This is a genomic window from Peribacillus sp. Bi96 (assembly GCF_918698115.1).
In the GTDB taxonomy this organism is placed as follows: domain Bacteria; phylum Bacillota; class Bacilli; order Bacillales; family DSM-1321; genus Peribacillus.
The window spans coordinates 43,887-62,062 of the sequence record NZ_CAKKLV010000022.1 but is presented as its reverse complement, the minus strand read 5'-3'; the positions used below and the strand labels follow the sequence as shown (position 1 = coordinate 62,062).

Annotated in this window: 14 protein-coding genes; all 14 read left to right on the top strand. The window is 41.4% G+C overall.

The window, feature by feature from the left end; all coding sequences use genetic code 11:
* The first annotated feature begins 217 nt into the window (after positions 1-217).
* The 14 genes from LQ203_RS21610 to LQ203_RS21545 all read left to right on the top strand — a co-directional run bounded on the left by LQ203_RS21610 (position 218) and on the right by LQ203_RS21545 (position 18,127).
* Positions 218-1,387 (top strand): ATP-grasp domain-containing protein, encoded by a 1,170-nt coding sequence (locus tag LQ203_RS21610; protein ID WP_230161243.1) that lies wholly within the window; start codon positions 218-220, stop codon positions 1,385-1,387.
* A gap of 13 nt (positions 1,388-1,400) precedes the next feature.
* Complete coding sequence (locus LQ203_RS21605; protein WP_230161241.1) at positions 1,401-3,095, top strand: methyl-accepting chemotaxis protein; 1,695 nt, start codon at positions 1,401-1,403, stop codon at positions 3,093-3,095.
* Between the two features lie 343 nt (positions 3,096-3,438).
* Entirely contained in the window at positions 3,439-3,639 is a 201-nt protein-coding gene (locus LQ203_RS21600) for a cold-shock protein (RefSeq protein WP_034304915.1), read from the top strand.
* Positions 3,640-4,162: 523 nt separating this feature from the next.
* Entirely contained in the window at positions 4,163-4,534 is a 372-nt protein-coding gene (locus tag LQ203_RS21595; protein WP_230161239.1) for a metalloregulator ArsR/SmtB family transcription factor, read from the top strand.
* Positions 4,527-6,650 carry a heavy metal translocating P-type ATPase gene (locus LQ203_RS21590; protein ID WP_230161238.1) on the top strand — a complete coding sequence of 708 codons (2,124 nt, stop codon included), beginning with the start codon at positions 4,527-4,529 and terminating at the stop codon, positions 6,648-6,650. The genes LQ203_RS21595 and LQ203_RS21590 overlap by 8 nt, the downstream gene beginning before the upstream one ends.
* Positions 6,651-6,842: 192 nt before the next feature.
* Positions 6,843-7,406 (top strand): sigma-70 family RNA polymerase sigma factor, encoded by a 564-nt coding sequence (locus LQ203_RS21585; protein ID WP_230161236.1) that lies wholly within the window; start codon positions 6,843-6,845, stop codon positions 7,404-7,406.
* Positions 7,399-8,127: an anti-sigma factor gene (locus tag LQ203_RS21580; protein WP_230161234.1), complete on the top strand. Its 729-nt coding sequence runs from the start codon at positions 7,399-7,401 to the stop codon at positions 8,125-8,127. The genes LQ203_RS21585 and LQ203_RS21580 overlap by 8 nt, the downstream gene beginning before the upstream one ends.
* 271 nt (positions 8,128-8,398) lie before the next feature.
* Positions 8,399-9,661, top strand: a complete 1,263-nt coding sequence (gene hflX, locus LQ203_RS21575; protein WP_230161232.1) for a GTPase HflX — start codon at positions 8,399-8,401, stop codon at positions 9,659-9,661.
* Between the two features lie 702 nt (positions 9,662-10,363).
* Complete coding sequence (locus LQ203_RS21570; RefSeq protein WP_230161280.1) at positions 10,364-11,722, top strand: NAD(P)-dependent oxidoreductase; 1,359 nt, start codon at positions 10,364-10,366, stop codon at positions 11,720-11,722.
* A 26-nt stretch (positions 11,723-11,748) separates the two neighbouring features.
* A complete protein-coding gene (gene preA, locus LQ203_RS21565; protein WP_230161230.1) occupies positions 11,749-13,035 on the top strand; it encodes an NAD-dependent dihydropyrimidine dehydrogenase subunit PreA in 1,287 nt (428 codons plus the stop codon).
* A 14-nt stretch (positions 13,036-13,049) separates the two neighbouring features.
* Positions 13,050-14,468 (top strand): dihydropyrimidinase, encoded by a 1,419-nt coding sequence (hydA, locus tag LQ203_RS21560; RefSeq protein ID WP_230161228.1) that lies wholly within the window; start codon positions 13,050-13,052, stop codon positions 14,466-14,468.
* A 44-nt stretch (positions 14,469-14,512) separates the two neighbouring features.
* Complete coding sequence (locus LQ203_RS21555; RefSeq protein WP_230161226.1) at positions 14,513-15,997, top strand: NCS1 family transporter; 1,485 nt, start codon at positions 14,513-14,515, stop codon at positions 15,995-15,997.
* A gap of 17 nt (positions 15,998-16,014) precedes the next feature.
* The gene (locus tag LQ203_RS21550) at positions 16,015-16,230 is read left to right on the top strand and encodes a hypothetical protein (protein WP_230161224.1); all 216 of its coding nucleotides are present in this window, start codon (positions 16,015-16,017) and stop codon (positions 16,228-16,230) included.
* Positions 16,231-16,492: 262 nt separating this feature from the next.
* Positions 16,493-18,127 (top strand): PucR family transcriptional regulator, encoded by a 1,635-nt coding sequence (locus LQ203_RS21545; protein WP_230161221.1) that lies wholly within the window; start codon positions 16,493-16,495, stop codon positions 18,125-18,127.
* The last annotated feature ends 49 nt before the right edge of the window (positions 18,128-18,176 follow it).

Genomic DNA, 18,176 nt, shown 5'->3' with positions numbered 1-18,176 from the left:
ATGCCAGATAACCTGTTTTTGAAAGAATAAAATACAAAAAAAGTGAAAATATTCATGTAACGAAATGAAAGGGATCAAGAAAATGAGTCTAAAGGTTTATCTGTAATTTAGTTTTTATAAGGATGTTGATAATAAATACCTATAAATGCTAAATACTTACTACTTTTAACCGATTAAATATGAGGATACATAAAACAGTATAAGTTAGGTGGAAAACATGATTATTTTGAATGAGACCATTGTGTCACCAATTCTTCTAAAGGTGTTAGAGGAACAGCAAATTCCAGTACTGGGACAAGGGCAATGGGGAGAAACAATAACATCTGAAAAGCTGAACATTCAAAAAGATACAGAATTTTTCAAGTCCATGGAAATGGACCAAAGAATTCTTACAAACTCTGAGAATGGCATAACCTTATTAGGTCATTTTCAACCGAATAGCAATGAATACATATGGTCCAAGTTATTGAAAGACAAGAGTCAGGTGCGTAATTTAACGAGATCCTTATATCCTGATTTCCATTTCCAAGATATTGATCTATCGATAATAAGTGAATTGGAAAAAGAACATATACCGTTTCCGGTAGTTATCAAGCCGAATATTGGCTATTCAAGTGTAGGGGTGCACAAAGTCAAGAATGAACAAGAGTGGGATATAGCCGTAAGTCATTTAAAGCAGGATTTACTTCTGTCGGATGGATTGTATGACTCGGATGTGGTTGGTTCCCAGACCGTTTTAATAGAAGAGTGGATTCAGGGAGAGGAATATGCCATTGATGGCTACTACAATCAAGATGGTGATCCGATCATTTTGAATGTCTTCAAACGCTTATTCAAGGATGATTACGATACCTCCGATCGAATTTATTATACGTCGAAGATAGCCATTAAAGAGATCTATGATGATGCACTAAAGTTCATGAAGAATATTCAAACGCTTCTTCCTCTTAGGAACTACCCTGTCCATTTTGAAATTCGCAAAAAAGGAAACCGGGTGCTTCCTATTGAAATCAATCCCCTCCGTTTTGCTGGAGCGGGAACAACGGACCTAGGGTACCATGCCTATGGGATGAATATGTATGAACACTACTTTTTGGGTACCAAGCCCGATTGGAATCGGATATTGGAAGAGATGGATGATCACGTATATAGCTTTTTCTTTGCAGAGGTTCCACTGGAAATCAATCCGGAAGAGGTTGCTAGGATTGATCATGATGGACTTCAACAAGAATTTGAACATGTTTTGGAATATAGACAGCTTCCTTTTCAAAATGACCGGAGCATGGCAATCATCTTTTATAGAAGTGAGGATTTGAATAAGAATCTTCAATTGCTTCATTTGGATTTAATTCCATATTTAACTGTAAAGCATCTGACTTTTACCTAAGGAGGTCATGAGAATGAGATTTTCAAAGCTGAATCCTAAAAAATCTTTACTGGCAAAATTATTCTTGTTTTATATTATCCCATTCGTGCTTTTTGCAGGTGCCATGGGACTTTGCTTTTCCTATATTACCAATAAAATGATCAACGAGAATGTCCTTCCGCAATTCGATGAGCGTCTTTCTGAAAATGCCCGCAGTTTAGCATCAAGCCTCAATCCTACTTTGATAAACAATGCTTCGGTACGGGGAGAAGAGATTAAGCGGAAATTAGATGCCTTTGTTGAAAATAAAAAGGGCATTGAATATGTGGATGTATTGAAGCGGGAGAATGATACCGACATGATTGTAGCCTTGAATGGCAGCGAGGACTACATGGTGGAATCCCCGTTCACGCCAGAGCAGGCCAAATCGATAAATGGAAAAGAAGATGTATTAAGTAAAATATATAATGATAAGTGGGGTACACACAAGTCATACTTTACGCCAATTAAAGGGACGGACGCCATCGTAGGAATCGATATGGATGCGAAATTCATCAGTGAATTGAAAAGCAAAATGATATTCTATAATATTTTATTTCTCGCAAGTGCCATAATATTAGGTGTGCTATGTGCCGTTATCATCGGGAAAAGGATCTGGGGACCCGTTAATGAACTTGTTGGTTACACGAGTGAAATGGCAGAAGGGGACTTAAGTAAATCGATTCCAGTTAGTAGGCAAGATGAGATTGGTGATCTGTCAAATGGATTTGAGGATATGAGATTAAGTTTGTCCCATATCATTCAGAATGTCCGTGAACACGCTCGAACGATGAATCAAAGCACCGTGTCCATTCAACAATCCTTTGAAGAGATGGTGGAATCCTATGGTCAAATCGTAACAGGGACAACGGAAGAAGCAAAAGCCTCAGAGGAGCGTGCCCATCACATTGACCGGATTTCCAATATGATCAGTGATTTAACGGATACAATTCGTTTAATGAACGAGCAAACGAATAAAATGAATGAGTTTACTATACATACGAATGTACTTGCTGAACAAGGAAGTAAACAAGTGAAAGATGTAACGAGCCAGATGGATAAAATCATGGAAAACGGCCATGCGAATAAAGCCAATTTGGAGAGTCTGGAAGAGGATGTAGAGAAGATAAATGAAGTGATTGGTTTAATAAGGGTCATTGCTTCTCAAACGAACTTGCTGTCCTTGAATGCTTCCATTGAAGCGGCACGGGTGGGGGATGCCGGCAGAGGCTTTGCGGTAGTTGCTCAAGAAGTGCAAAAATTGGCTGTACAAACGGATGAATCGATAGATATCATATCGGAATCAATTACACGGATTAATGAACAAACCGCCAAAGTCATCCAAACCAATGATGAAAGTTTCCAGGATATTTTAAATGGCGTTTCTTTAGTGGAAAACAATGGCGAGATTTTCAATAAGATATTCGGATCCGTCGAGAAATTGTTGAAAGGCACAGAACAATTAGCTATCCATTCGAAAAAAATCAATGAATCATCTGATGAAAGTCTAGCATCCATTCAGGAAATTGCAGCAATCTCAGAAGAGGGTGTCGCAACAACTGAACAAATCTCTGCTGCCGCCATTCAACAAAGTTCCATAATGACTGGATTGAAGGAACAAAACGAAGAGTTGGCAAAAGAATCGGTCATATTAGAGGAAATGGTAGAAAAGTTCATTACGGAAAAATAAAATCTCAGATGTAAACATGTATAGAAACCATCTCGCTACCGTTGTTTTCGAAAGGTTTCTGTTTGTTGAAATGGAAGTGAGATGTCATGTATTTCAACAAGTTGTAACAGCTAGAGTCCACATTGGTTCTAGAATAATAGGTAAATGAATTTATAGAGTATTAAAAATTGCTTGAAAAAAGTTTACCCAAATGATTTGCAATCGCTACCATTTAATGTTATGCTTAGTCTTAATTATTTTTGTTCGGTACTAAGGATACTAAAAGTACTACTTTTCGTTTTCGATGATGACTTAGAGCAAGGATAGTAATACAATGTGCTAAGTGCACTAGGAGGCAACAACAATGGAACAAGGTAAAGTAAAATGGTTTAACGCAGAAAAAGGTTTTGGATTCATCGAACGCGAAAACGGAGACGACGTATTCGTACATTTCTCAGCTATCCAAAGCGAAGGTTTCAAATCTTTAGACGAAGGCCAAGAAGTTACTTTTGAAGTAGAGCAAGGTCAACGTGGACCTCAAGCTTCTAACGTTCAAAAAGCATAATTTCAAAAACAAATAAGGACAGACCCTTTTAGGGTCTGTCTTTTTTGTTTTGTGAAAATACATAACAAAAAACCCTGCTCAACGATGAGCAGGGTAAACGGTACAAGTAAAGTAAAACGCTTAAAAGGTTTGACTAAGTATATCATAGTTTTTCAAAAAAATACTAAATTAAAAATATTATACTTATCAAGGTGAGTATAGGAAATTACTGAAATCACTGGAGTGGAGGGACATGAAGCAATTTATGTCCCTTCAACTTTTTTAACGACATGCGAGAAGAATGGTTGGTTTCCTTGAAAGAGGACCGGCAGACAAGTTGCCTGTCCTTTTTCAAGGAAAATGGGACGCAAGGTAGAGGTGAAACAAAAAAACGATGGCTCACATATAAAGACATATAGGGCGCTTTCACCAAGGTGATTTGGAGGAAGGAGAAAGATTCTATACATTCAAATACGGGTTTGAATATTTTGGGAATTGTGTTATATTATAATCAAACGAATATTTGAATGAGGGGCGTGAGAAGATGACGGAACTGAAAGATATGTGTGATGTCCATCTGCATGATGAAGTAAAGGTTAATCGCATTCAAACGGAAATGAGCCAGGTGAATATATCCAGCATATCGAAGCTGTTCAAGGTGATAGGCGATGAAAATCGGGCGAAAATAGCTTATGCGCTTTGTACGGACGAGGAATTGTGTGTATGCGATTTGGCCAATATCATTGGTGCTTCCATGGCGACAACGTCACATCATCTTCGTACCCTTTATAAACATGCAATCGTAAAATATCGAAAAGAAGGAAAGTTAGCTTTTTATTCATTGGATGATCACCACATAAAGCAATTAATTCTCATTGCATTAGAACATCAGCAGGAGGTAAGGGTCGATGGCTGAGTCCCCATTAAAAACGTATCGTATTCAGGGTCTTTCCTGCACGAATTGTGCGGCTAAGTTTGAGAACAATGTCCGTGATCTAGACGGTGTGAAGGATGCCAAAATCAACTTTGGGGCTTCGAAGATTTCGGTACAGGGAAGTGCGACAATTGAGGAGATTGAAAAGGCAGGGGCGTTTGATAACCTGAGAATCCGGGATGAACAGGAACAGGTGACACAAAAGGAACCATTTTGGAAGCAAAAAGAAAATATTAAAGTGGTTTTCTCGACTATCCTTCTGTTAATCAGTTGGTTATTGGATAAACAATATGGTGATGAAAGCATCATGCCGATATTCGGTTATGCTGCTGCCATCATAGTTGGAGGATATTCGTTATTCCTCAATGGATTGAAAAATCTTGTCACTCTTCGCTTTGATATGCACACACTGATGACGGTTGCCATCATTGGAGCAGCCGTGCTCGGTGAATGGGGCGAGGGGGCAACTGTCGTCATTTTATTCGCAATCAGTGAAGCACTGGAAAAATACTCGATGGATAAAGCTCGGAATTCTATAGAATCATTAATGAATATCGCGCCAAAAGAAGCCTTGATCCGCAGAGGGCATCACGAAATCATGATTGGTGTCGATGAGATTGAAGTGGGCGACATCATGATTGTTAAACCGGGTCAGAAGCTTGCTATGGATGGAAGAATCCTAAAAGGGGCTTCGACACTTAATCAAGCAGCCATTACCGGCGAATCCGAGCCGATTTTTAAAGCGGTTGATGGTGAAGTATTTGCCGGAACATTAAATGGTGAAGGGTTGCTGGAGGTAGAAGTCACGAAGCGAGTCGAGGATACGACGATAGCAAAAATCATTCACCTTGTTGAAGAAGCACAGGCTGAAAAAGCGCCTTCCCAAGCCTTCGTGGATAAATTTGCAAAATTCTATACGCCCGCGATCATGCTTATTGCCTTGGCCATTGCTATAATACCTCCGCTTGTAATGAACGGGGATTGGAGTGAATGGATTTACCGTGGATTGGCTGTACTCGTTGTCGGCTGCCCTTGTGCTTTGGTCATTTCTACGCCAATCGCCATTGTGACAGCCATCGGGAATGCCGCGAAAAATGGGGTTTTGATTAAAGGCGGGGTCCATCTGGAGGAAGCAGGAGCAATAAATGCGATTGCGTTTGATAAGACGGGTACCTTAACAAAGGGCGTACCTGAAGTGACTGATTTCACAGTGTTGGCTGATGGGTTAAATGAACAGGACGTGCTGGGAATTGCTGCGGCTTTAGAAAGCAGATCACAACATCCCCTTGCCACAGCCATTCTCAAAAGGGCTGAAAAGCATGACGTGGACTATCCTTCTATATTGGTAGATGATTTTACTGCCATCACTGGGAAAGGCATAAAAGGGAAAATCAATCACGAAATCTATTACATTGGCAAACCACATCTCTTTGAAGAAGTGGCGGGTTTAGAGTTTTCTGATGACATCCTCAAACAAATCAGCGGCTTTCAAAAAGAAGGAAAAACGGTGATGGTGCTTGGTGATCAAATAAAGCCCCTGGCAATTATCGCGGTGGCTGATGAAATAAGGGAAAGCAGTAAGGAAGCAATTCGGAAACTGCATGCATTGGGCATTGAAAAAACGATCATGCTGACCGGGGATAATATCGGCACGGCAAATGCGATTGGAGCAGCCGCTGGTGTTCATGAGATTGAGGCGGAGTTATTGCCCCAAGATAAACTGACCATCATCAAACAATGGAAGCAAAAATACAATCGAGTGGCCATGGTAGGCGATGGTGTCAATGATGCCCCGGCCTTGGCAGCTTCCACGGTAGGAATTGCGATGGGAGGGGCGGGTACTGATACGGCCCTTGAAACAGCCGATATTGCCCTAATGGGTGATGACTTATCTAAGTTGCCTTATACAATCCGCTTAAGTCGCAAAACATTAACGATCATTAAGCAAAACATCACGTTTTCCTTGGTGATTAAGATCCTGGCCTTATTATTGATCGCGCCGGGCTGGTTAACACTGTGGATGGCGATTTTTGCCGACATGGGTGCGACTTTATTAGTTACATTGAACAGTCTTCGATTACTGAGAATAAAAGAATAAAAGTATAGTAGCTCCCCCGTGCTTTTATGTGCTGGGGAGCTTGTTTACGCAACTTTCCAATTGTTTCATGTGAAACTTTGAAAAAATGCATCCATTTTTCTTTTGAAAACGTAAATAGATTAGAACACAGAAAATGTTAAGGGTGATTCAGACATTGCTATAATAAGTAATCATGGTAGGAAGGGGACTTAAATGAACGATATAGATGTAGAGCTTTATGAAAAAGTTCATCTGGGGGATAAGCAGGCCCTTGAAAAAATATATGATCGTTATGAAAAGCTCTTATATTCCTTGTCTTATAAAATTACTGGACAGAAGGAATTGGCTGAGGAAGCAGTACAGGAAGTATTCATAAAAATTTGGACGAAAAAGGGGACGTATGATTCATCCAAAGGAAAGTTTTCTAGCTGGATCATGACGATGACAAGGAATGCAAGTATTGATCAGCTAAGAAAAAGAAGAGATATACCCTCCGATTTTGAATATGAACAGATTCCGAGTGAGAGCCCAAGTGTCGAAAATCTCATTGAGTGGAAGGAAGAAGGAACTATGCTGAGGCAGGCCGTATCGGAATTAAGCGAGGAGCAACAAAAAATGATTCACCTATTTTATTTTAAGGGCCTGTCACAACAGAGCATCGCCTCAGAGTTTGAAATTCCTTTGGGTACCGTAAAAGGGAGAGTGCGATTGGCGCTCAAGCATTTAAGAAAGATTATCCCGCAAAAGTTACGTAAAGGGGGAGAGAGTGATGAATAATAATCCATGTGAATGGCTTCTTGATTACTTCAACGGACAATTGGATGAAGTCCCTAGGAGGAAGTTTGAAAACCACTTATCAGACTGCCGTGAATGCCGTGCTGAATTAGATGAATTAGCCATGCTAACGGAAGATTTGCCATATACGGTTACACCAGTGGAACCGCCAAGTGAGATGAAAAAGCGGGTTCTTGGTAATGTGTTTCAATCGGAGAAGGAAGCCGAGCAGCCAAAGCAGCAGATTAAGGAAAAAAGAAGGGAAAATAAATGGATAAAGCCATTATTGGCGGCCGTCTTATTCGCATCTTTGATCGGAAATGCCTATACCTTGCTATCCCAAGATAAAACGGATAATAGCAAAGAGGAAAAACGAGAAACCATTGATAGGCTCCAAACTAGTGTAGCCCTGAAACCGGGTGAAGGAGTTCCGATGAATGGCAGGGCAACGCTGGTGGAGAAAAATGATGAAACGGAAATGATCATTCAAGCCGAAAACCTTGAACCCGTGGAAGGCTCACAGGTGTATCAAGTTTGGCTTCTAGAGGAGGGAAAGCCATACAGGGCTGGAACATTCGTACCGAACAGCGATGGTCTGGGCGCCGTGTCATATCGACTGGATGAAACGGAGGAGCATAAGTGGGATACCGTTGCAATTACGCTTGAGCCCACGGAAAAAAGCAAAGCTCCAAAAGGGGATATAATATTAAGCAGTGAATTATAGCGAAAAGGCAGGGAGAAAACTCTCTGCTTTTTTTTCTAAGAAAAATCATAAGAAAGGTCCAAGGCGATTTATGAGAATCCGAACCTTCAGTTTAATGAGTCCTGTCATTTTTTGTTGAATTATCTTTTTAATTAAAGGAATTCTAATAAGAACATTTCGCTCGGACAAGCAATCGTTATGCATGTGGTGGGTAGTATGCTACAATGTGGCTGACTTTTAGAGCAGCATGCGGTTATAAGGAGTAAGGCATGTAAAGAAGGGATTTGAAAGGATGGAATTACAACAAAGGGCAATCTTGGTTGGAGTTAATCTCAATGGCCAAAAGGATTTTGAGTATTCGATGGAGGAATTGGCAAATTTAACGGAGGCATGTGAGGTAGAGGTTGTAGGGACCATCACACAAAATTTGCAACGGGTGACCTCATCACATTTTATCGGTACTGGAAAGGTTGAGGAAGTAAAAAGTCTCGTTGACTACAAAGAAGCAAACGTTGTCATTTTTAATGATCAGCTTTCCCCTTCGCAACTACGGAATCTGGAGAGGGACATGGATTGCAAGGTGATCGATCGGACAATCTTGATTCTGGACATCTTTGCGCATCGGGCGAAAACGAAGGAAGCGCAGCTTCAGGTGGAAGTGGCAAAGCTTCAGTATATGCTCCCACGTCTCGTCGGTTTAAGGGAATCATTAGGCCGTCAGAGTGGCGGAGTCGGTACAAACAAAGGAGCCGGTGAAAAGCAGCTAGAGCTTGACCGCAGGAGAATCGAAGAAAATATAAGAGTATTGAATAAAGAACTGGAGGACCTTGTTGCACACAGGCAAACGCAGAGGAAGCAGCGGAAGAAGAATGCCATCCCTGTCGTATCCTTAGTCGGTTATACGAATGCAGGGAAATCTTCAATCATGAATGCTTTAATTGAGATGTTTCATCCAACAGCCGAGAAGCGGGTTTTGGAAAAGGATATGCTGTTTGCTACTCTTGAGACATCCGTACGAAACATTCCGCTCCCGGATAAGAAGGAATTCTTATTGACGGATACGGTGGGATTTGTCTCTAAATTGCCGCATCATCTTGTGAAAGCATTTCGATCTACACTGGAAGAAGTGGTAGAAGCGGACCTATTGATCCATGTTGTCGATTTTTCCAATCCCAATCATGAGCAGCAAATAGAGATAACTGAACAGACCTTAGATGATATAGGGATTAAAGGGATTCCAACGATTTTCGCTTATAATAAAGCGGATCTTACTAGTTTGGAAATTCCGCGGGTGAATCGTGAGTCTGTATATATGTCAGCAAAAAACAAAGTGGGCATCGAGGAATTGATCGATCAAATTCGCGTACATATTTTTGTGGACTATATTCGCTGTGAAATGCTGATTCCATTTGATCAAGGACAGTTGGTTTCTTACTTCAATGAAAATGGCCATATAACGGAAACGGAATATGAGGAAAATGGATACCGAATAAGGCTTGAGTGCAAGAAAACAGATTATGAGAAATATCATTCATACGTTATTCACCCAGAATGAAATGCCTGTTGATAAGTTGGTGACGAATTGTTGATAAGTGGGAAAATAAGTTTGTGAATGTGGATAACTTTTAAGTGAATGCTTCTGTCCTGCACAATCACAGAGATTCAAGTCATGTTTTTTGTGTATAAACTGTGGATAAAGATAAAAAGCCCAGAAAAACTCGAATAAAGTTTCTGGGCTTTTACTTATGTGGACAAAGTGTTGATAAGTTGGTTTTCAGGGCAAATCAGGAATGAACATCCTTTAAGTTTGATGAATAGTAAGAGTGGTTGTAGAAAAATGACGATGCTTATCATTTATTGTTAGGAAATATAACATGAATATTACATATTGCATATGTAGCAACTGGTAATACTTTACACTTTGTATAATGTATCTTACTTTTTATCAGTATAAAATAAAGAATACTCATTTATCAGGTTAAATGCCGGAATTTGAGTTTTTAAGAGTAATAGGGGGGCATTAATGACTGGAGGAAGCAAGGACCGAGGCATGGCCAGTGAGAGAATGATAGAAAACAAAAAAGGAATGAGAGGATTTTTAAATCTATCGCCATGATTGTCTGATGAATAAATGTTGAAAAACCATGTAGGCACTGTTTGAATCCTTTGAATATAAGGATGGGAAATGTATTTATGCACAATTCCTCCTTTTTTATTTTTTACAAATGAATGTTTGGAAGGAGAATAGTAGATGAGTATGTCGAGCCCGATAAAAGGTAGCCTTGAAATGAACTTTCATGAAGCGGAGAGGGGTTTGTCCCCAAGGGAAGCTTTGGAAGAGTCGAATCGATGTTTATACTGCTATGATGCCCCATGTATCCAAGCCTGTCCAACTGGGATAGATATTCCAAGTTTTATTAAGAAAATAGCTTCAGACAATATTAAAGGGTCGGCCAAGACGATCATGACGGCCAATCCTGTCGGTGCCAGCTGTGCGCGGGTATGTCCGACTGAAGAGTTATGTGAGGGGGCATGTGTCCTAAATCATTCTACAAAGCCAATCATGATTGGCAATCTCCAGCGTTATTCCACAGATTGGGCCATCCAAAATAAACAAGCTCTATTCAAGGCCGGGAAAAAGAATGGCAAAAAGGTTGCCATTGTAGGAAGCGGTCCAGCGGGCTTATCTGCAGCAAGGGAATTAGCCTTGCTTGGTTACAGTGTAACCATTTTCGAAGCTGAAAAAAATCCAGGCGGTTTAAATACTTACGGAATTGTATCCTTTCGTTTGCCTCAGAGCATTTCTTATTGGGAAGTCGAACAAGTAAAGAGTCTTGATGTTGAAATTAAAACCAATACACGTGTCGGGGTTGATGTTTCTGCAAATCAGCTAACTGCCGACTATGATGCTGTCATTTTAGCAATCGGCATGTCCGATGTTCCCAAGCTTGGAATTGAAGGAGAAGACTTAGCTGAGGTTTATGATGCAATCGAATTCGTCAAGGCAACGAAAACAAAGGCCCTTACTGATAAATTCATCGGGAAGAAGATGGCGGTAATTGGGGCTGGGAATACAGCGATTGATGCCGCGACTTGTTCTGTACGTCTTGGTGCCGAACAAGTGGGGATTATCTATCGTCGTACCCAAAAGGAAATGACAGCTTATGATTTTGAATATGAGTTCGCCAAGCAAGAAGGTGTCGGGTTTCATTGGCTGACTAATCCCTCGAGGATCTTATCGAATGATAGCGGTCAGGTAACGGGCATCGAGTGTGTGAAAATGGTGCTTAGCGAGGCTGGGGAAGATGGGAGGCGCCGTCCAGTCCCGATTTCTGGATCAGAGTTCGTCATACCAGTAGATGGAGTCATCCGTGCCATAGGTCAATCCAGATATGTAGGATTGATTGAGCAGTTTGGCATACAACATGATGATGGCGTCGTTATATTGGAAGGGGATTCCTATAAAACATCGAATGAAAAGGTTTTTGCCTGCGGGGATGTGATTTTTGGAAAAGGCCAAGGTGAGGCAATGGTTGTTTCAGCTGCCCAGCAAGGAAAGAAGACAGCCTATGAAATCGACCTGACTTTAAGGGGCGAAACGGTGGATATTGCTTAATAATAATGAAAATTAGGAGGCTAATCATGGCTGATTTATCAATTGATCTTGCAGGTATTAAATCTCCCAATCCTTTTTGGCTTGCTTCAGCACCACCTACGAATTCGGGGTATCAAGTACAACGGGCGTTTGAAGCTGGCTGGGGAGGCGCTGTTTGGAAGACATTGGGCGATCCCATCCTGAATGTCTCATCACGTTTTGCGGCTGTTGGTTTTAATGGGCAGAGAGTCGCCGGGTTCAACAATATAGAATTAATTACGGATCGGCCGCTTGAAGTGAATTTGAAAGAAATATATGAAACGAAAAAAAGGTTCCCCGATCATGCAATCATTGCATCCGTAATGGTAGAGCCACGACAGGAAAAGTGGCATGAGATCATCAAGCGGATAGAGGACGTGGGGGTTGATGGTTACGAATTGAACTTTGGCTGCCCGCACGGAATGGCTGAGCGTGGGATGGGGGCCGCTTCAGGACAGGTTCCAGAACTAGTGGAAAAGCAAACATATTGGGCAAAGGAAGCTGCAACAAAACCTGTCATTGTCAAGCTTACCCCCAATATAACAGACATTACGGTTACGGCGGAAGCGGCGGTACGCGGTGGTGCGGATGCAATTAGTATGATCAATACGATTAACAGCTTGGCGGGAGTGGATATCCATTCATGGAACACGATTCCCCATGTAGGCGGCAAGGGGGCTCACGGAGGGTACTGTGGTCCTGCGGTGAAGCCCATCGCTTTAAACATGGTGGCAGAGTGTGCAAGGAACCCAGCGATTAATGTTCCCATTTCCGGAATTGGAGGAATATCAAATTGGCAGGATACAGTGGAGTTTTTGCTGATGGGCTCAACGGGAGTGCAAATTTGTACGGCTGCCATGCATCACGGCTTTAGGATAGTGGAAGATTTGGTTGATGGCCTGTCCAATTACCTGGATGAAAAAGGGATATCCTCTGTGATGGATATTGTCGGTAAGTCTGTACCGCGCTATTCCGATTGGGGGAATTTAGATCTTAATTATAAGGTCGTGGCGCGCATTAATAATGAGGTGTGCATCAATTGCAACAAATGTCATATTGCATGTGAAGATACTTCGCATCAATGTATAGATATGTTAAAGGGCACATCAGGCAGCTCCTTCTTGAGAGTACGTGAAGAAGATTGCGTAGGCTGTAATCTTTGCTCGATCGTATGCCCGGTCGATGGGGCGATCGATATGATCGAATTAACGAATGAATTACCACCTATGACGTGGAATGAACGCCAAGAATTCCTTGGAGGCATAGGTAATGAAAGTGTTGATTTCGTAAAATGATGGAGGGGTCTAATATGAAGAAAATCATTAAAAACGGAACGATCGCAACTGCTGCAGATACGTATCAAGCCGATATATTAATAGAAAATGAGAAGATTGCAATGATTGGCAAGGACCTGCCGGCAGAGGGGGCTGAAGTCATCGATGCAAAAGGTGCTTATATTTTTCCGGGTGGCATTGACCCACATACACATCTCGATATGCCGTTTGGCGGGACAACGACAAAGGATGATTATGAAACGGGTACGATTGCTGCTGCATATGGAGGCACGACAACGGTCATCGACTTTTGTTTGACCGAAAAAGGGGTGCCGTTAAAGAAAGCGATTGAAACATGGCATGAAAAGGCCAATGAAAAAGCCGCCATAGATTATGGTTTTCATTTAATGATCAGTGAGATTAATGATGATGTATTGGCTGAGTTGCCAAGTATCATCGATAATGAAGGGATTTCTTCCTTTAAGGTGTTCATGGCTTACAAGAATGTTTTTCAAGCCGATGATGCCACGCTATATCGCACTTTGCTGCAAGCGAAGGAACTTGGCGCGCTTGTCATGGTTCACGCTGAAAATGGTGATGTCATCGATTATCTTACAAAGCAGGCGCTTGCTGAAGGTAACACCGATCCAATATACCATGCATTAACAAGGCCGCCGGAGCTTGAAGGAGAAGCAACTGGACGGGCAGCTAAACTGACGGAAATGGCAAACGGTCAGCTGTATGTCGTACATGTCACATGTGAAGAGGCAGTAGAAAAGATAATTGAGGCAAGGAATAAAGGCGTTGATATTTGGGGGGAGACTTGTCCGCAATATTTGGTCCTTGATCAGTCCTACCTGGAAAAGCCTCATTTCGAGGGATCTAAATATGTATGGTCCCCTCCATTAAGGGAGAAGAAGAATCAGGAAGTACTATGGAATGCTTTAAAAATGGGACAGCTGCAAACGATAGGATCGGATCAATGCTCTTTTGATTTTAAAGGGCAAAAGGACCTGGGACGTGAAGATTTCACGAAAATACCGAACGGCGGTCCCACGATTGAAGATCGCATGAGTATCCTTTTTTCTGAAGGTGTCTTGAAAGAGCGTATTACCTTGAATCAGTTCGTCGATCTAACTTCTACACGTGCAGCCAAACTTTTTGGATTATTCCCTAAGAAAGGGACGATTGCAGTTGGGTCGGATGCTGATATTGTCATTTTTGACCCGAAGGTGGAAAGGATCATTTCTGCAGATACTCATCATATGGCAGTTGATTATAATGCCTTTGAAGGGATGGAGATTACAGGAGAACCGGTTTCTGTCTTATCTAGAGGGCAATTCGTCATTAAAGATAAACAATTTGTAGGTGATGCTGGAAAAGGGCAATTCTTGAAAAGGGCAAAATACAATACAGCTCAAAAACTGATTGCTGGGAAAAAGCTACCAGTCTGAAACTTTGGTAAGGAATCATGCAAATGAATATAGGGGGATTTGATATGAGTGGGAAGAATGATTATTTAAAGTCTCCCGATTTGCTGCCTATACCTCATAGTGAGAAAAACATAAGTGCAGCCGGATTTGGTTTTATTTGGGTGGGCATGGCCGTAGTATTGGCCGCCTTCGCAATTGGTGGGAACGGTGTTCAAAGTTTATCCTTAGGCTGGGTTGTTCTAGCAACGGTCATTGCCTGTGTGGCTCTTGGCTTTTTGATGACGATGACAGGCGATATAGGAGTTGAGCATGGCATATCTTTCCCTGTCTATATGAGGGCGCCGTTCGGTACGATTGGCACCCATATCCCATCGGTTGTACGGGGGTTTGTAGCTTCATGCTGGTTTGGTCTTAACACCTACTTTGGAGCAACGGCAATGAATGCAATCTTTGCAACCCTCTTTGATTTTGATAATTGGTTTATCTGCTTCCTCATTTTTGCCGTTTTACAATTAGTGAACACGGCAATGGGAATCAAGTCGATAGAACGTTTTGCGGACTTGGCAGCACCCGTTATCATTTTGATTTCTGGCTGGATGTATTTTACCCTTTCCGATCAAGCTGTGGCCCAAGGAAGAGATGTATGGTCCTGGATTGAAAGTCCGGTCACAGGCGGGGCTGCCGCTACGGCTTTCATGGTCGTCATTATGGCAAATATGGGATTCTGGGGCACATTGACGGCAGATATGCCGACACTCTCCCGCTATATAAAGGCACCAAAAAATGAAAAAAATTGGTTCAAGCGCAATAAGGGCCAGATAATTGGGAATATTATCACCTATCCCATCACTCAGACGTTCATGGTCATTATCGGAGCGGTTTCTTATATGGCCGTTTCCAATTACGACCCCGTAGTTGCTATTCAGGGATCCGCAAGTGGAATTGCTCTCGGCGTCCTATTAATCATGATTGTATTTGCTCAATGGTCGACGAATACTACGGCCAATGTCATACCCGCAGCTACCATTTTCTCCAATATCATGGGTCCTAAAATACCGTTTTGGGCGGGGGTCGTTGTAGCGGGGGTCATAGGGATAGTCGTTCAGCCATGGAGCTTGTTCGGTATTATAATAAAGGTTTTATTAATAATAGGTGGAATCCTGGCATCCATTGTCGGCATCCTGGTAGCAGATTATTACTTCCTCCGCAAACGACGAGTCAATGTACTAGCACTCTATGAAAGTGAAGGTCAGTATAAATATTTGAATGGAGTGAATTGGGCAGGAATCATTTCTTGGGCGATTGGAGGAATCGGTGCAACGATTTTTTCAAATTATTCGTTTATTGTTGGTTTTGTTCTGGGCAGTGCAAGTTATTATACATTAGCTAAGTTTTGGTGGTTCAAGAAATATGAGCAAGCTGAAATCATGGATCCCAGTGATGAGAAATATTTGGGTATTACAGTCGGAAGGGATTGGAAAATCAAAAAAGATGTAGAACGCGAAGAAGAGATGGTTATCACGGCTGAAACAGGCCGGGAGAACGTGTGAAGAAAGGGGGAATGGAAATGTCCGAATATCAAGATTATCGCTTAGAAAGGGAACAAATCGATTTTTTACTTGAAAGAGGATATCGAATCACCCGGGTTTCAGAAAATTTAAGCGGGGCTTTTCTCGATTTTGAACTGATTGAAGGGACGAAGCAGGAATGGAAACAGTTGAACATCAAAACCCCGGAAGGAAGAAAATACTTCTCTACGCTGCTTTTCAAGAAGTTGAATTAAAATGAAAAAGGTTTGAAGTGGGCCTATTCCTCAATGAATGGGTCCTTTTTTGTACGTGTTTAGACGTTTGCTTTAATAGGGAAATGATACGGATAAAACGTGAATGAACAGAGGGATTTGGTTTGCCTGGCAGCAATGTGGATGGAAAAACGCCGAATTTTATGTAGAATTTTGACGTTAGATTTTCTGACAAGTGTCTGGAGGTTTAAGGATTGTCCGTTTATAATAGATTTTAAAGCAGTTTATAAAAGGATGTGGATGGATGAATACGTCGATTACAATCGAGGAAATTCTAACGCGCAAGCATTTCAATCTGACGGATATAATCGCAGGTAGCAGTGGGATAAAGCGTCGAGTGAAGTGGGTCCACTGCATGGAAGTCACCCAAATCAGCCATTTGTTAAATGGAAATGAACTTATTCTGTCCACCGGTTTAGGTTGGAAAGATTGTGATGAAACGCTTCTCTCCTATTTAAAACAGTTAATTGAATGCAATGCGGCTGGGCTCTGTATTGAGATTGGCTCCAACACGATGGCAGTGCCGCAGTGTGCCATTGATCTTGCGAATGAACAACAATTCCCTATCATCCTTTTTCATGAAGAAGTCCCTTTCGTGGAAATCACTCAGGATATTCATTCCCTAATCATTAATAAACAATATCAAATGATCTCCAACTTAGAAAACTACTCCCAGCAGTTAAATAAATATCTCCTCGAAATTGACCATTATGAACCAATTCTAAAATTTCTCCATAGCTACTTAAATGTACAGGTTATTCTTATTTTTAATGAAAATGATATAGCCAGCATTCCAAAAATAAATAAAAAGGTAACCTATCAAATGGTAGCGGACGTATATGAAGAAAAGCGGAATGTGGATAAAACCGTTCTTAGACAGCCGATTCAAGTGCTTGGTGAGAATTATGCGGAACTGCTCATTTGCAGCAACGACAGAGCGTTGACGGACTTTGATTCACTTATTTTGGATCGGACGGCTACCGCTTTGGCACAACATCTATTAAGGGATTTATATATAGAAGAAAAGAAAATGTCGGAAGAGAGTAAATGGCTGACAAATTGGATTGAAGGTGAGTATAGTGATGAAGCTATCCGAGAGAGGCTTTCTTATGTTGATCCGAAAATGCAGTTAGATGGCGGAATCGTCTGCATTTGCAAGCAGCATCCAAGGTTTAATAAAAGTTCTGCAAAATTGGACGGAACTTATTTCAAGATAATGTTTAGGACAGTCTTTGAACAATACGGCTTTCAGATATTTTCTATGGAAGTACACCAGCATCTTGTTTTTATTTTAGGCGATAATCGTTCATCTGAAGATTGGAAATCGAGGGTGACAGGCGCAGTTGATCGTATTATGAAAATGGATGTAAGCGGTCGTAATCGCATGAGTCAGCTTTCTATTGGTTTTGGAAAGCATGTTCAAAGGTTAAGTGAGATTTATAAAAGTTATGAAACGGCACGAGAGACTCTATTGCTTCAGGATACCTTACCAAAGGAGAGCAGAAGCTTTTTTTATCAGGACTTACATATGCACCGCATGATTTCCCTCATAAATAAACATGGTAATCTGGAGGAAACGGTGCACGAATATTTAGGTCCTGTCATTGAATATGACAGGCAAAACAATGGGGAATTAATGCCTACCTTAAAGACCTATCTAGCTTGTAACGGATCTAAACAGGAAACTTCAAAACAACTATTCATTGTTCGGCAAACACTTTATCATAGGCTCGAAAAGTTAGAGAAACTGTTAGGTTCCGATTTTATGCGTTCGGATAAGCGTCTGGGCCTCGAATTCATGATTTTTGCATTGGACTTCTTACAGTATAGCAGCAGGAAGGTCAGTGGAAAGTATGTGGATAAATATATTGGTAAGTAAAAAATAAGTGTGAATCAAGGGCGTCCCAAGGACATCCTTTTTTGAACGG

What these genes read in the sequence shown, in the direction of transcription:
- LQ203_RS21550 (WP_230161224.1), top strand. Translation starts at nt 16,015, where the DNA reads ATGTCCGAATATCAAGATTATCGCTTAGAAAGGGAACAAATCGATTTT.
- LQ203_RS21570 (WP_230161280.1), top strand. Translation starts at nt 10,364, where the DNA reads ATGTCGAGCCCGATAAAAGGTAGCCTTGAAATGAACTTTCATGAAGCG.
- LQ203_RS21595 (WP_230161239.1), top strand. Translation starts at nt 4,163, where the DNA reads ATGACGGAACTGAAAGATATGTGTGATGTCCATCTGCATGATGAAGTA.
- LQ203_RS21610 (WP_230161243.1), top strand. Translation starts at nt 218, where the DNA reads ATGATTATTTTGAATGAGACCATTGTGTCACCAATTCTTCTAAAGGTG.
- hflX (WP_230161232.1), top strand. Translation starts at nt 8,399, where the DNA reads ATGGAATTACAACAAAGGGCAATCTTGGTTGGAGTTAATCTCAATGGC.
- LQ203_RS21605 (WP_230161241.1), top strand. Translation starts at nt 1,401, where the DNA reads ATGAGATTTTCAAAGCTGAATCCTAAAAAATCTTTACTGGCAAAATTA.
- preA (WP_230161230.1), top strand. Translation starts at nt 11,749, where the DNA reads ATGGCTGATTTATCAATTGATCTTGCAGGTATTAAATCTCCCAATCCT.
- hydA (WP_230161228.1), top strand. Translation starts at nt 13,050, where the DNA reads ATGAAGAAAATCATTAAAAACGGAACGATCGCAACTGCTGCAGATACG.
- LQ203_RS21555 (WP_230161226.1), top strand. Translation starts at nt 14,513, where the DNA reads ATGAGTGGGAAGAATGATTATTTAAAGTCTCCCGATTTGCTGCCTATA.
- LQ203_RS21590 (WP_230161238.1), top strand. Translation starts at nt 4,527, where the DNA reads ATGGCTGAGTCCCCATTAAAAACGTATCGTATTCAGGGTCTTTCCTGC.
- LQ203_RS21545 (WP_230161221.1), top strand. Translation starts at nt 16,493, where the DNA reads ATGAATACGTCGATTACAATCGAGGAAATTCTAACGCGCAAGCATTTC.
- LQ203_RS21585 (WP_230161236.1), top strand. Translation starts at nt 6,843, where the DNA reads ATGAACGATATAGATGTAGAGCTTTATGAAAAAGTTCATCTGGGGGAT.
- LQ203_RS21600 (WP_034304915.1), top strand. Translation starts at nt 3,439, where the DNA reads ATGGAACAAGGTAAAGTAAAATGGTTTAACGCAGAAAAAGGTTTTGGA.
- LQ203_RS21580 (WP_230161234.1), top strand. Translation starts at nt 7,399, where the DNA reads ATGAATAATAATCCATGTGAATGGCTTCTTGATTACTTCAACGGACAA.